Annotated in this window: 11 protein-coding genes and 2 riboswitches; of the genes, 4 read left to right on the top strand and 7 right to left on the bottom strand. The window is 66.1% G+C overall.

Going from position 1 to position 13,108, the window contains the following annotated elements; all coding sequences use genetic code 11:
- Positions 1-371: 371 nt before the first annotated feature.
- The 6 genes from AAFN46_RS09480 to cobW all read right to left on the bottom strand — a co-directional run bounded on the left by AAFN46_RS09480 (position 372) and on the right by cobW (position 9,980).
- Positions 372-2,360: a hypothetical protein gene (locus AAFN46_RS09480; protein WP_347808434.1), complete on the bottom strand. Its 1,989-nt coding sequence runs from the start codon at positions 2,358-2,360 to the stop codon at positions 372-374.
- Positions 2,361-2,458: 98 nt separating this feature from the next.
- Complete coding sequence (gene cobF / locus AAFN46_RS09475; protein ID WP_347808433.1) at positions 2,459-3,226, bottom strand: precorrin-6A synthase (deacetylating); 768 nt, start codon at positions 3,224-3,226, stop codon at positions 2,459-2,461.
- A complete protein-coding gene (locus AAFN46_RS09470) occupies positions 3,223-3,933 on the bottom strand; it encodes a VWA domain-containing protein (RefSeq protein ID WP_347808612.1) in 711 nt (236 codons plus the stop codon). Before AAFN46_RS09470 ends, cobF begins: the two co-directional genes overlap by 4 nt.
- Positions 3,915-4,910, bottom strand: coding sequence for an ATP-binding protein (locus tag AAFN46_RS09465; RefSeq protein ID WP_347808432.1), 996 nt, complete (start codon positions 4,908-4,910; stop codon positions 3,915-3,917). Before AAFN46_RS09465 ends, AAFN46_RS09470 begins: the two co-directional genes overlap by 19 nt.
- Before the next feature lie 124 nt (positions 4,911-5,034).
- Positions 5,035-8,769: a cobaltochelatase subunit CobN gene (gene cobN, locus AAFN46_RS09460; RefSeq protein WP_347808431.1), complete on the bottom strand. Its 3,735-nt coding sequence runs from the start codon at positions 8,767-8,769 to the stop codon at positions 5,035-5,037.
- 161 nt (positions 8,770-8,930) lie between these two features.
- Positions 8,931-9,980, bottom strand: coding sequence for a cobalamin biosynthesis protein CobW (gene cobW, locus AAFN46_RS09455; protein WP_347808430.1), 1,050 nt, complete (start codon positions 9,978-9,980; stop codon positions 8,931-8,933).
- A 94-nt stretch (positions 9,981-10,074) separates the two neighbouring features.
- A riboswitch (cobalamin riboswitch) is annotated at positions 10,075-10,330 on the bottom strand.
- A gap of 61 nt (positions 10,331-10,391) precedes the next feature.
- Positions 10,392-10,613, top strand: a riboswitch (cobalamin riboswitch).
- Positions 10,614-10,711: 98 nt separating this feature from the next.
- On the opposite strand from cobW, the gene AAFN46_RS09450 reads away from it, so the two are divergent.
- Genes AAFN46_RS09450 through cobM form a run of 4 tightly spaced genes read left to right on the top strand, consistent with a single transcriptional unit; the run spans position 10,712 to position 12,803 of the window.
- Positions 10,712-10,897, top strand: a complete 186-nt coding sequence (locus tag AAFN46_RS09450; RefSeq protein WP_347808429.1) for a CbtB domain-containing protein — start codon at positions 10,712-10,714, stop codon at positions 10,895-10,897.
- Between the two features lie 11 nt (positions 10,898-10,908).
- Positions 10,909-11,631 carry a CbtA family protein gene (locus tag AAFN46_RS09445; protein ID WP_347808428.1) on the top strand — a complete coding sequence of 241 codons (723 nt, stop codon included), beginning with the start codon at positions 10,909-10,911 and terminating at the stop codon, positions 11,629-11,631.
- 4 nt (positions 11,632-11,635) lie between these two features.
- Positions 11,636-12,022, top strand: a complete 387-nt coding sequence (locus AAFN46_RS09440) for a cobalamin biosynthesis protein (RefSeq protein WP_347808427.1) — start codon at positions 11,636-11,638, stop codon at positions 12,020-12,022.
- A 13-nt stretch (positions 12,023-12,035) separates the two neighbouring features.
- Positions 12,036-12,803: a precorrin-4 C(11)-methyltransferase gene (gene cobM, locus AAFN46_RS09435; protein ID WP_347808426.1), complete on the top strand. Its 768-nt coding sequence runs from the start codon at positions 12,036-12,038 to the stop codon at positions 12,801-12,803.
- Here the strand turns inward: cobM and AAFN46_RS09430 are convergent.
- Positions 12,772-13,068 carry a hypothetical protein gene (locus tag AAFN46_RS09430; protein WP_347808425.1) on the bottom strand — a complete coding sequence of 99 codons (297 nt, stop codon included), beginning with the start codon at positions 13,066-13,068 and terminating at the stop codon, positions 12,772-12,774. The genes cobM and AAFN46_RS09430 overlap by 32 nt on opposite strands.
- Positions 13,069-13,108: the final 40 nt, after the last annotated feature.

The following is a 13,108-nucleotide window of genomic DNA, read 5'->3' as shown; positions in this document are numbered from 1 at the left end:
TGAAGGGGGCGGGGGAGTTGCCTGAAGGTTCGCGTCTGTATCTGTAGGGTGTACTCGCCCGAAGGGCAGTACACCGTTCCGGTGTGGTGGACTGCCTGCGGCGAGTCCACCCTACGAAAGCGAGTCCGCAAGAATGCGGAAAGAACTACCAAGCAACTCGGAGTCCGAACCCCGTCGGGAGGCCGAGTGGAGGTGTTGCGCAGTGGGACGAGCCGCATGGAGGCGGCGAGGGGACTGGGCGTCCCCGCTTAAAGGGGCATGGATGGCCCTTGTAAGTCGGCCCCCGGAGCGGCACCGGAGTGAGGGGGAGCGTTACGATTTAGATTCGACGCTTCGGTCGAAAACGTGTCGTCCCCGATTGTTTTGTAAATCTATGCTAGGCGATCTTCTAACCAAGTAAGTTCTCGCCTGTATAGCGCTATGTCAGCCGCATCTACAGGTTTTGCGTGGGCGTCAGGACGATCATTAACCAAGTCCATGGCCGTCTCAAATCGTCGTTTATCTCCTAAGGTTTTCTCAAAAGAGCTCCAGTATTTCGTTATGATTGCTCCAAGATCCTTCCAGAAAAGTTTGTTTAGGAGTGAGTCTCCCGAAAGTTGTGCTAGCTCATTTCTTTGTCGCTCGGGGAGGGCTTTTAGTACTTTGTCTACCCAGTTTTCACCTTTTTCGACGGTGAGCTTTAATGCGAAGTGAACGAACTCTCTAAGTTTTCTTTCAACAAGATTTCGTCTTCTGCTTAGGATGGAAAGCTCTTCTGCCCACTCTTCGGATGCTAGGTTCAGAGCTTTTAAGCTGTCTTCTATTTCTTCTGCTGTATCTGCTTGTGTTGGGATGTGGGGGGTTGTGATGATCTGCAATCCCTCCCGAATCATGGTGCTGGTGACTTTTACTGTTCCTGCTGATTGAGATGCTAGACCATATCTGGCTAGAAGTTTCCCTTCGGCTAGAGATATGTTTGGGACGCTGACTGCGTATTTTAGTAATTCGATTGGTTCGGGGTATTTTCTTCTTAAGTCTTCTAGCGCAACTCTGGCAGCATCTGCTCCCTCTGCTTGTACGAACTCATCAAGAAGCTTCTCTACTAACTCAGCTTCTAGTTCTCTAGGCCTTCCTTGGATGTCAATTGAGCGGTGAATATAAGAGCCTGCCATGCGAACCCAGTACGGGAGGTCCCCACAGGCTTGGGCGATTCTGTCTTGATCTGGGCTGTTTAATATTAACCCGCAGCGTTTGCATAGATCCTTTATCATCGCTTTGGAGGCATCTCTCGCAAAGGGGGGGAGATACCCTTCTGGAACAAAGTGCAGGACGGAGTTTTCAATACCATCAAAGCTCTCTGCACGGAAAGCTTGAGATGATACGCCGGAGACAAGTACTGATATCGGGAAGCCCATCCTTTGGGCCTCTTGATAAACTACTCGAAATTCACGCCAAAAGACGTTGAAGTCCTTTTTCCAGTGTTTTTGTGTGGGGGAAGCAGGTGTTACATAATCTACTTCGTCGAATATGATTGCTAGTGGTGTTGGTTTCTTTTGAGTCCATAAATCATCGAAAACGGGTACTAGATCTTGGTCGCTTCTTTTTAGTGCCTCTGATATATGTGCGTACCCTCTGTTGCCGGCTAACTTGCATAGTTTTGCAACGGCTTTTAGTGCATCTGATGCGCTCAGCTTGTTGAATCCCTCTACAGAACAGTCAATCATTGCTATCTGAGGGGAGCCGGCCTCTCGTGCTAAGTTAACCACTCTGTTGATAAGGGAGGTTTTGCCGAGCTTGCGAATTCCGAATAGAGAGAGAATTCTTCCTGTTTGGAGTTGCCTGAGTGTTTCTATTGCGTTGTTGCGTCGTCCAAAAAATTCTGAGTCTGCTAAGACTGGGCCTGTTAGAGAGAATGGGTCTTGAGTGAATAGATCTTGCGCAAGAGTTCGTCTCAAGGTCTCGGAAGTTGGAAGTGCTCCTGCTTTCGCTCTAAAAATTGGGACGACTTTGTATCCTTGTTCTCGTCCCCAAGCTCTTAGCTTGTTATCTCCATTCTTGTCGGCATGAACTATTATTATAAAGAACTGGTCGAGGCGTCCATTGCTTTTGTTTATTATATCTTGCGCTGCATGAAGGGTTCTGACTTGAATGTCTGTGACGCTTAATCCGAGGGCCAGAACTTCTCGGTCTAGTAGTAGTGCGTCTGCAACGTTTCGTGTTGGTTTGCAATGAAGGATGGTGTGGGGTTTGTTATGTATCTGGGATCGCTTGAAATATTCAATGGTGAATAACCCATTAAGGGCATTTGCAATTTCTGATGCCATTGAGTTTTGTAGAACCGAACTGCGAATTTCTTCCTTTACATTTAAAAGGCTAGTCACTCTAACAATCCTTCGCGTGCTAGTTATTTGTGAGTGTTTTGCTCTTGGTGGACAGATCTGGCAGGCCTTTTTCTGACCATTTGCAGAGGATTGCGGCATTATGCCTTCATCTGTTGGTCAGTTTTCAATAGATAGCTATCCATAATCCACCCATTCCTCTCCCGCGCCTGCGCGCGAGTCTTCGCAATCCGCCCCGCCACCTCATCCAGCAGACCAGAAATCAGAATCTCGTCCGCCGTCCCCACATACGCTCCCCAATAAATCTGCAGCCCCTGCCCGACGAAGCGCAGGTAGGTGTCCCTGGCATCGAGCATCACCGCCACGCTATCCACGCCCTGCGGCCAGCCTTCGGCCAGCAGGCGGCCGGTGGTGATTTCCACGGCGCGGCCGATCTGGTTCAGCGGTATGCGGTGGCGGGCGGTGAGGGCTTGCAGGCTGGTGATGCCGGGGATCACGTCGTAGCTGAGGTCGCTGCGCGTGGCTGCGATGGCCTCGATGATGCGTATGCTGCTGTCGTACAGCGAGGGATCACCCCAGACCATGAAGGCGGCCGTCTCGCCGTCGCTCATCTGCTCGTCGATCAGCTGCTCGAACACCGCCTGCTTGTCGCGATTCAGCTCGTCGACGCTGGCGCGGTAGTCGGCGGCGTCGCGTTCGCGTTCCGGTTGCTGGCCTTCGGCGAAGCGCGGGTTGTGGTCACCCAGGAAGCGTTCGCAGATTTCCCGGCGCAGGGCGTTGAGCTTGTGCTTGGCCGGGCCCTTGTCCATCAGGAAGATCACGTCGCTGCGGATCAGGGCCTTTATCGCCTGTTGGGTGATGTAGTCCGGGTCGCCGGCGCCGATGCCGACCAGCAGCAGTTCTTTCATGGTCTGTTCCAGATGGGCGCGCGGGTGCTTGGCGCCAGGTCGTCGATATGCAGGTAGTCGGCGCCCAGCTCAAGGGTCAGCTGGCGGGCGCGGCCGAGGCGGATGGGCGCGCGTTCGATATCCAGCAGCAGGCCGGGGCAGGGCAGTGTGGCCAGGGCCGGCCAGTCGCGCAGGCGGCCGTCGGTGAGCAGCAGCAGGCGCTGGCGCTCGCCCGGCTTGTGGCGCTGCCGGCGCAGCAGCCAGGGCCTGGCCAGTTGCAGGGCCTCGATAAGCGGGGTGCCGCCGCCGGCGCCGAGTTGCTGCAGCCAGGCGTGCAGCTCAGCCGATGCCTTCTGCCCCTGCCATAACCAGCGGGCTTCGGCGCCGCCGGCTTCGAGCACGGCCAGGCGCGCGCGCTGGCGGTAGGCGCTGGCGAACAGCTCGGCGAGCAGGCCCTTGGCCTGGGCCAGGGCGCCGTGGCGGCGGGTGCTGGCCGAGGCGTCGACTATGACCAGCCACAGTTCGCCGGGGCGCAGGCGGCGGGTCTGCCAGTGCAGGTCGGCGCGCTTGCGTGGGCGGCCGTCGGCCAGGGTCGCCGGCCAGTCGATGCGCACGGGCGTGCCGGAGCCGCGTGCGCCGCTGCGTCCGCCTTGGGCCTGGCCGGGGAGGGGTAGGGCATCCGCGCCTGGGGCCTGGCGCGGGCGGATGCTCAGGGCTTTTTTGGCCAGGCGGGCGGTTCGCGCCGCTCGCCGACTGCCACGGCCTGTGGCGGCAGCGCGCCCCACTGGCCTTCGCCGTTCTCCTGTCGCGCGGGCTGCTGGGTTTGGCTCGATGCCGGCGGCTGACTGGCGGTCGGCGGAGTGTGTGCGCGGCGGCGATGGGCGAGGACGAAAGGCTCCAGGGCGTCGATGTCCTGCGCCTCGATGTGATTGGCGCCACGCCAGGCGGCATGGGCGCGGGCGCCGCGCAGCCACACCAGGTCGGCGCGCAGGCCGTCCACGGCGGCGGCGAAGCAGCGTTGGGCGATGGCCTCCAGGCTGGAGTCGTCCAGCGGGACTTCGGCCAGGCGTTGGCGGGCCTCGATGCAGCGCTGGCGCAGGGCGTCCTGCTCGTTCTGCCACTGGGCGAGGAAGGCCTCGGGAGCGTCGTCGAAGGCCAGGCGCCGGCGCACGATTTCCGCGCGCAGCGCCGGTTGCGGCGCGCCGCCGAGCTGCACCTTGAGGCCGAAGCGGTCGAGCAGCTGCGGGCGCAGTTCGCCTTCCTCGGGGTTCATGGTGCCGATCAGCACGAAGCGCGCCGGATGGCTGTGCGACAGGCCATCGCGCTCGACGTGGTTGGTGCCGCTGGCGGCCACGTCGAGCAGCAGGTCGACCAGATGGTCGGGCAGCAGGTTGACCTCGTCGACATAGAGCACGCCGCCATGGGCATTGGCCAGCACGCCGGGGGAGAAGCGTACGCGGCCCTCGCCAAGCGCGGCGTCGAGGTCGAGGCTGCCGACGATGCGCTCCTCGCTGGCGCCCAGCGGCAGGGTGACGAAGCGCCCGCCGTCGAGCAGGTCGGCCACGCCGCGCGCCAGGGTGGACTTGGCCATGCCGCGCGGGCCTTCGATCAGCACGCCGCCGAGGGCTGGATCGATAGCCGCCAGGCAGAGGGCCAGCTTGAACTCGTCGGCGCCGACCACGGCGGCCAGGGGGAAGTGGGTCATGGCCCTGTCTCCTGAGCAATGAGTCTGGTGCAGGGGTGTAGGAGCGAGCTCTGCTCGCGAAATGCTCCCAGGCGCCAGTGGAATTCGCGAGCAGAGCTCGCTCCTACGGAGAGTGCTGCGGCGCTCATGATTCCTCCGCATCCAGCAGCAGGTTTTCCAGTTGCGCGCGGTACTCGCCGGGCTGCTGCCAGAGGCCGCGCTGCTGGGCTTCGAGCAGGCGTTCGAGCATGTCCTGCAGGGCGCCGGGGTTGTGCTGCTGGATAAAGTCGCGGGTGTCCTTGTCCAGCAGGTAGGCGTCGGCCAGCAGGGCGTACTGGTGATCGTCGACCAGCTCGCTGGTGGCGTCGAAGCCGAACAGGTAGTCGACCGTGGCGGCCAGCTCGAAGGCGCCCTTGTAGCCGTGGCGTTTCATCCCGGCGATCCACTTGGGGTTGACTGCGCGGGCGCGCACCACACGGCCCAGTTCTTCCTTGAGAGTGCGGATGCGCGGGTCGTCCGGCTGGCTGCTGTCGCCGAAGTAGCTAGCGGCCTTGGCCCCGCGCAGGGTCTCGACCGCCGCCAGCATGCCGCCCTGGAACTGGTAGTAGTCGTTGGAGTCGAGAATGTCGTGCTCGCGGTTGTCCTGGTTGTGCAGCACCGCCTGCAGCCGCTGCAGGCGTTCGGCGAACTGCGCGCGGGCCGGCAGGCCCTCGGCGCCCTGGCCGTAGGCGTAGCCGCCCCAGTTCAGGTAGACCTCGGCCAGGTCGGCGCGGGTCTGCCACAGGCGCTCGTCCACCGCGTTCTGGATGCCGGCGCCATAGGCCCCCGGCTTGGCGCCGAAGATGCGCCAGCCGGCCTGGCGGCGTGCCTCGACCGGGTCCAGGCCCTGGTCCTGATGGGCCAGGGTTTCCTGCCACACCCGTGCCGAAAGCGGGTTCATATGCTCCGGTTCGTCCAGCTCGGCCACCGCCTGCACGGCCTGATCGAATAGGCGGATCAGGTTGGCGAAGGCGTCGCGGAAGAAGCCGGACACGCGCAGGGTCACGTCCACCCGTGGGCGGCCGAGCTGTTCCAGCGGCAGTACCTCGATGCGCTCGACCCGCTGGCTGCCGGGCTGCCACACCGGGCGCACGCCGAGCAGGGCCAGGGCCTGGGCGATGTCGTCGCCGCCGGTGCGCATGGTCGCGGTGCCCCACACCGACAGACCCAGGCGCTGCAGATGCTCGCCCTCGTCCTGCAGATGGCGTTCGAGCAGGCGCTCGGCGCTCTGCACGCCGATGCGCCAGGCGGTGGGCGTGGGCAGATGGCGCACGTCCACCGAATAGAAGTTGCGCCCGGTAGGCAGCACGTCGAGGCGGCCGCGGCTCGGCGCGCCGCTGGGGCCCGGCGGCACGAAGCGGCCTTCGAGCGCGGCGAGCAGGCCGTTTATCTCGGCGGCGCCGCAGCCGTCCAGCAGCGGGGCGATATGGCCGCGCAGCTCGTCCAGCACCAGTTCGCTGGCCGGGCCTGGCGCAGAGGAGTCGGCCTGCTCGATCAGCTGCAGGGCCAGCAGCTCCAGGCGCTCGCGGGTGTCGCCACGGCTGCGCCAGGGCTCATCGCTCAGCGCCTGCAGGCAGTCCGGGCGCGGGCCCTGCCAGGGCTCGGCCGGTTCGCCGCCGAGCGGGTCGAAGTCCAGATTCAGGTCCTGGGCCAGAACGCGCAGCAGGCTGGCGTGGCGGCCATGACCGTCGCCACGCGGGATACGCACCAGCGACAACAGGGTGTCGCGGCGCAGGCGCCCGCTGGGCGATTCGCCGAAGCAGTGCAGGCCGTCGCGGATCTGCGATTCCTTGAGGTCGCACAGGTAAGCGTCCAGCTGCGGCAGCCAGCTGTCCGGATCGTCGCCCGCCTGCAAGCCCAGCTCGCGGTCGAGGCTGGCTTCGCGCACCTTGCGCTGGATCTCGCCGCGCAGCTCCAGGGCGCGGCGCGGGTCGAGCTGGCTGGCCTCATAGTACTCGTCGGCCAGGCGTTCCAGGTCGCGCAGCGGGCCGTAGCTCTCGGCGCGGGTCAGCGGCGGCATCAGGTGATCGAGGATCACCGCCTGGGTGCGGCGCTTGGCCTGGGCGCCCTCGCCGGGGTCGTTGACGATAAAGGGATAGAGGTTGGGCAAGGGGCCGAGGATCGCGCTCGGCCAGCAGGCCTCGGACAGGCCGACGCTCTTGCCCGGCAACCACTCCAGGTTGCCGTGCTTGCCGACGTGGATCAGCGCATCACAGGCGAAGACCGTGCGCAGCCAGCAGTAGAAGGCGAGATACGAATGCGGCGGCACCAGGTCCGGGTCGTGGTACACCGCCGCGGCGTCCACCTGATAGCCGCGCGCCGGCTGGATGCCGACGAAGCACAGGCCCAGGCGCAGGCCGGCGATCATCAGGCGGCCGGCGCGGTACATCGGGTCCTGCTCGGGCGGGCCCCAGCGCTCCAGCACGGCTTGCTGGTTGGCCGCAGGCAGGCTGGCGAACCAGCGCTGATAGTCGTCCAGCGCCAGGCTCTGGGGGCAGGGGCGCAAGTCGAGGTTGTCGAGGTCGTTGGTCACGCCGCCGAGCAGTTGGTGGATCAGCGCGGTGCCGTCGTGCGGCAGGCCGTCGACCGGATAACCCTGCTGCTGCAGGGCGCGCAGGATGTTCAGCGCGGCGGCCGGGGTGTCCAGGCCGACGCCGTTGCCGATGCGGCCGTCGCGGGTCGGGTAGTTGGCCAGGATCAGGGCGACGCGCTTGTCGGCGTTGGCCTTACCCGCGAGCCGGGTCCAGCGCAGGGCCAGTTCGGCGACGAAGTCCATGCCCGGCAGGTGCGGGCGGTAGCGCACCACGTCGCTCTGGCTGCGCTCGCTGCGCGCGGCCACGCCCTTGAAGCTGATCGGCCGGGTGATCAGGCGGCCGTCCAGCTCGGGCAGGGCGATATGCATGGCCAGGTCGCGCGGGCCCAGGCCCTGGGCGCTGGCCTGCCACTGCTCCTCGCTATCCAGGGCGCAGAGCGCCTGCAGCACCGGCACGTCGCGCCTGAACGGTCGCTCCTGGGGAGACTCCGGATTGGACTGGGCGAAGCCGGTGGTGTTGAGGATCACCGCCGCCTCGGTCTCGTCCAGCCAGGCCTCGACCCGGGTCAGGCACTCGGCTTCCTTGAGGCTGGCCACGGCGATGGGCAGCGGGTTGAGGCCCCGGGCCTGCAGGCGCTGGCAGAAGGTGTCGACGAAGGCGGTGTTACCGGCCTGCACCTGGGCGCGGTAGAACAAGAGCGCCGCTACCGGTTGGCCCGGCTGCCAGTCGGCGCGCCAGTGCTCGAGGCTTGCCTCGCTGTGGTGTGGATGATGGATCAGCGTGCGCGGCAGGGCGCGCGGCTCGCTCCAGGGGTAGTCGCCGCCCAGCCAGCGACTGGCGATGTAGTGCAGCAGGTGGCGGGCGTTGTCCGCGCCGCCCTGGCGCAGGTACTGCCACAGGCGCTGGCTGTCCTCGGCCGGCACGTTGCTCAGGCTGGTCAGCTCGGGGTCGGGGCTGTCGTCGCCGGGCACCAGGATGATCCTGGTGCCCTGGCGGCCCAGCTCGACCAGACGCTCGATGCCGTAGCGCCAGTAGCTGACGCCGCCGTGCACCGAGATCAGGATGACCCGGGCGTGGCGTAGCACTTGCTCGACATGGAAGTCCACCGAGGCGTGGTTGGGCAGCTGCGCCGGGCTGGCCAGGCGCAGGCTGGGAAAGTCCTCGGGCAGCTCGCGCGCCACCTCGGCCAGCAGCGACAGGTGCGAGTCGCCGGTGCAGAGGATCACCAGCTCTGCCGGGCTCTGGCCGAGGTCGGCGATGCTGTCGGCCGGCAGGGTGACGCCGGCCTGGGCGCGCAGCAGGTGCATGGGTCAGGGCTCCGTGTGGCTTGAGAGACCCTCACCCCGGCCCTCTCCCGGAGGGAGAGGGGGTTGGCCCGGCGCAAGGGTTTCAGCCAGGTGCAGCTTCTCCCCCCTCTCCCCTCGGGAGAGGGGCTGGGGGTGAGGGAGCCTCAGACGGCTTGACCCCATCACGCCAGCGCCGCCACGAGCTCCGCCTCGATGGCGGCGCGGTCGAGGCCTTGGCCGATCAGCACCAGGCGGCTCTGCCGCGCTTCGCCTTCACCCCAGGCGCGGTCGAAGTGGCGGTCGAAGCGCTGGCCGACGCCCTGCACCAGCAGGCGCATGGCCTTGCCGGGGATGGCGGCGAAGCCCTTGACGCGGAGGATGCCGTGTCTGGCCACGGCGTCCTTCAGGGCGCTGAGCAGACGTGCTTCCTCGGCCTCCGGCAGGACCAGGTCGAAGGAGTCGAATTCGTCGTGGTCGTGGTCTTCGTGTTCCTCGTCGTGGTGGGTGCGGCGGCCGTCGATATGCAGTTCGGTCGCGCAGTTCAGGCCGATCAGCACGCTGAGCGGCAGGTCGCCGCCCTGGGCCTCGATCAGCTTGACCGCAGGCGGCAGCTCCTCGGTCACTTCGGCGCGCACGGCGGCCAGGGCGTCGGCATCGAGCAGGTCGGTCTTGTTCAGCAGCACCAGGTCGGCGCTGGCCAACTGGTCGGCGAACAGCTCGTGCAGCGGCGATTCGTGATCCAGGTTCGGGTCCTGTTTGCGCTGGGCGTCCACCTGCTCGGGGAAGGCGGCGAAAGTGCCGGCGGCCACGGCCGGGCTGTCGACCACGGTGATCACCGCATCCACGGTGCAGGCGGTGCGGATTTCCGGCCAGTTGAAGGCCTGCACCAGCGGCTTGGGCAGCGCCAGGCCGGAGGTCTCGATGAGGATATGGTCGAGCTCGCCGCGACGCGCCACCAGCTCGCGCATCACCGGGAAGAACTCCTCCTGCACGGTGCAGCACAGGCAGCCGTTGGCCAGCTCGAAGATGCGGCCCTCGGCCTCTTCCTCAGTGCAGCCGATGGCGCACTGCTTGAGGATGGCGCCGTCGATGCCCAGCTCGCCGAACTCGTTGACGATCACCGCGATGCGGCGGCCGCCGGCATTGGCCAGCAGGTGGCGGAGCAAGGTGGTTTTACCGGCACCGAGAAAGCCGGTGACTATGGTGACGGGAAGTTTGGCGAGCGATTGCATGGCGGCCCCGGGAGCGTCGTGAAAAGGACGGACGGGCAGGGCGGGGCACACGCGCAGGAGCGAGGGCCGAACACCACCGGATCACCCCGCCCGGTTGTCGAAAGGTTTGCGAGGCAGGTCTCCTGGCTTACGGCGTGGAACCACAATGAACCTTTTACGATTTCGCCGCACAGGCTGGCGAAATCGTAAGAGGCTCGGGTTCCGATCCTTCGCCTTCCCGCCCATCGGGGCAGTGGCATTTCGAAGGATTTCATCCGTTCACAGTTGCGGGGGCAGCCAGGGCTTGCAGGACCCTGTTCCCTCTTAGCTCCGCCCACGCGGGACGGAGAACCTCGGAAAGGCTGCAAGGCTACGCAGTGCCCGGAGCATGGTCAACCGCCGCGGTTGACGCTGAACGCGGCTTCATGATGTTCTAGAAAGGCTGTTTCAGGTGCCCCGCGCCGCCGTGCGCGAGGTGAAACGGGAAGCCGGTGGGCCCTTTCTCCGCGAGTGGGGGCGAGTCCGGCGCTGCCCCCGCAACGGTAAGCGATCGAAGGGTCCACCCCGCCACTGTGCCGCGCGCATGGGAAGGCCGACCCGGTTCCTGCAAAGGCATCGCAAGCCCGGAGACCGGCCTGAATCCCCTGTTTGGCAACCCGCGGTGGGCGGGCGTACGCCGGCCCGTGGCCTCCGTGGCCGTTCTCGTGCTGCGTTCCTTCTACCGGTCCGACAACCCTTGGAAGGTGCTTCTCATGTCCAGCCGCACGCTGTCGTCCTCCGTCGCCGTCTCGCTCCCCCTGTCCAGGCGTCTGATCATCGCCGCCGGCAGCTGCCTGCTCGGCGCGCTGTTGATCTTCTTCGCCGGCTTCTCGCCCATCGAGGCGATGCACAACGCCGCCCACGACACCCGGCACAGCGCCGCCTTCCCCTGCCACTGAGAGCCCCCGTCGTGATCAAGCGCATCGCCCAGACCGCGGGCTTCGCCGGCCTGCTGGCCGCCATCCTCCTGACCCTGCTGCAGAGCCTGTGGGTTACCCCGTTGATCCTCGAGGCGGAGACCTACGAGAGCGCCGAGCCGGTGGCCGAGCATGGCCATGTGGCGTCCGTCACCGCCCATGCACATGAGCATGAGGAGGCCGCCGGCCATAGCCACGACGGCGAGGCCTGGGCACCGGAGGACGGCTGGCAGCGCAGCCTGGCCACCGGCCTGAGCAACCTGGTGGTGGCCGTCGGCTTCGCCCTGGTGCTGGCCGGCCTGTTCAGCCTGCGCGCGCCGCGCCGCATCTGGCAGGGCCTGCTCTGGGGCCTGGGCGGCTTCGTCGTGTTCAGCCTGGCGCCGTCCGCCGGCCTGCCGCCGGAGCTGCCGGGCACGGCCGCCGCCGACCTGCAGCTGCGCCAGTACTGGTGGCTCGGCACCGTCGTCGCCAGCGCCGCCGGCCTGGGACTGATCGCCTTCGGTCGTGGCTGGACGGTGCGTGGCGTCGGCCTGGCGTTGCTGGCCGTGCCGCATCTGATCGGCGCGCCGCAGCCGCAGGTGCACCAGAGCCTGGCCCCCGAAGCGCTGGGGCGCGAGTTTATCCTCGCCTCGCTGCTGACCAACGCGCTGTTCTGGTCCGCCCTCGGTCTGGCCGCCGCCTGGTTCTTCGCCCGTGGCGAACGGCCGGGCGCCTGAGCCGGTGCTGATCGCCGGTCTCGGCTGCCGGCGTGGCTGCACGGCGAGCGAGCTGCGCGAACTGCTGGAACAGACCCTGGAACGGCTCGCGCTGCCGCTGAGCGCGCTGCATGGCCTGGCCAGCAGTGCGCACAAGCACGAGGAGCCCGGATTGTTGCAACTGGCCGCCGAGCTGAATCTATCCCTGGAGTTCTACGCCGCCGAGCGACTGGCACTCTACGAATCGCGGCTGAGTGAAGGCTCGGAGTCGGTGCGCCAGCTAACCGGCGCCGCCAGTGTGGCCGAGGCCAGCGCCCTGGCCTGCGCCAGCGAGCGCGCCGGGCGTCCCGCCATTCTCGTCTGTGCGAAGCGGCGCAGCGCCGTTGCCACCCTGGCCATCGCCCGCGCCTGAAGAGGAAACTGCCATGACCGTCTATTTCATCGGCGCCGGCCCCGGCGACCCCGAGCTGATCACCGTCAAGGGCCAACGGCTGATCCGCAGCTGCCCACTGATCCTCTACGCCGGCTCGCTGGTGCCCGCGGCCGTGCTGCAGGGCCACAGCGCCGAGCGGGTGGTGAATACTGCCGAACTGCATCTGGGTGAGATCATCGCGCTGCTGGCCGAGGCCCATGCCAGGGGGCAGGACGTGGCTCGCGTGCATTCCGGCGACCCCTCGCTGTACGGCGCCATCGGCGAGCAGCTCCGCGAGCTGCGCGCGCTGGGCATTCCCTTCGAGATAGTTCCCGGGGTGACCGCCACGGCCGCCTGCGCGGCGCTGCTGGAGGCCGAGCTGACCCTGCCGGGCGTGGCGCAGACGCTGATCCTCACCCGCTACGGGCACAACTCGCCGATGCCGGCAGGGGAGGAACTGGGCGCCCTGGCCAGCCACCGCGCGACCCTGGCCATCCACCTCGGCGTGCAGCATTTGTCGCGCATCGTCGCCGAGCTGCTGCCGCACTATGGCGCCGACTGCCCGATCGCCGTGGTGCATCGGGCCAGCTGGCCGGATCAGGACTGGGTGCGCGGCACCCTGGCGGATATCGAGGCGCGGGTGGCCGGCAAGGATTTTCGCCGCACCGCGCTGATCCTGGTCGGCCGGGTGCTGGATGCGACGGAGTTCGCCGAGTCGGCGCTGTATGCCGAGGCGACCCGCCACCTGTTCAGGAAAGACGGCGCAGACAGTACAGGCTGAGGTCGGTGTTGCCCCGGTTGTCGGCGATGGCGATCTCGCCGCCCAGCGCCTGCAGTCGGCTGTTCAGCGTGCCGGCATAGAGCGCCCGACGAAAGCTCGGGTAGTCCAGTTGCGGCGCCAGCCACTGGTGCAGTTGCGGCAGGCGGAATTGCCAATGGTCGGTCGTGCAGGCGAAACCGGCCGCCCGCAGGCGGGCGAGGGTGCCGGCGTCGTTTTGCAGCAGGGCCTGGCAGTGCTGGAAGAAAGCTTCGAGCGGATCGTTCATGGCGGGCGATATTGCGCGCTGGCGAGGGTGCGGGCAACCT

The organism is Pseudomonas sp. CAU 1711, from assembly GCF_039888625.1.
In the GTDB taxonomy this organism is placed as follows: Bacteria; Pseudomonadota; Gammaproteobacteria; order Pseudomonadales; family Pseudomonadaceae; genus Aquipseudomonas.
Note: the sequence above shows the minus strand (reverse complement) of the source record. Positions and strands in the feature narration are given on the sequence as shown.

Bases quoted from the DNA above. Each gene is read 5' to 3' on its own strand.
- cobF (WP_347808433.1), bottom strand. From the start codon at position 3,226: ATGAAAGAACTGCTGCTGGTCGGCATCGGCGCCGGCGACCCGGACTAC.
- AAFN46_RS09465 (WP_347808432.1), bottom strand. From the start codon at position 4,910: ATGACCCACTTCCCCCTGGCCGCCGTGGTCGGCGCCGACGAGTTCAAG.
- cobN (WP_347808431.1), bottom strand. From the start codon at position 8,769: ATGCACCTGCTGCGCGCCCAGGCCGGCGTCACCCTGCCGGCCGACAGC.
- cobW (WP_347808430.1), bottom strand. From the start codon at position 9,980: ATGCAATCGCTCGCCAAACTTCCCGTCACCATAGTCACCGGCTTTCTC.
- AAFN46_RS09450 (WP_347808429.1), top strand. From the start codon at position 10,712: ATGTCCAGCCGCACGCTGTCGTCCTCCGTCGCCGTCTCGCTCCCCCTG.
- cobM (WP_347808426.1), top strand. From the start codon at position 12,036: ATGACCGTCTATTTCATCGGCGCCGGCCCCGGCGACCCCGAGCTGATC.
- AAFN46_RS09430 (WP_347808425.1), bottom strand. From the start codon at position 13,068: ATGAACGATCCGCTCGAAGCTTTCTTCCAGCACTGCCAGGCCCTGCTG.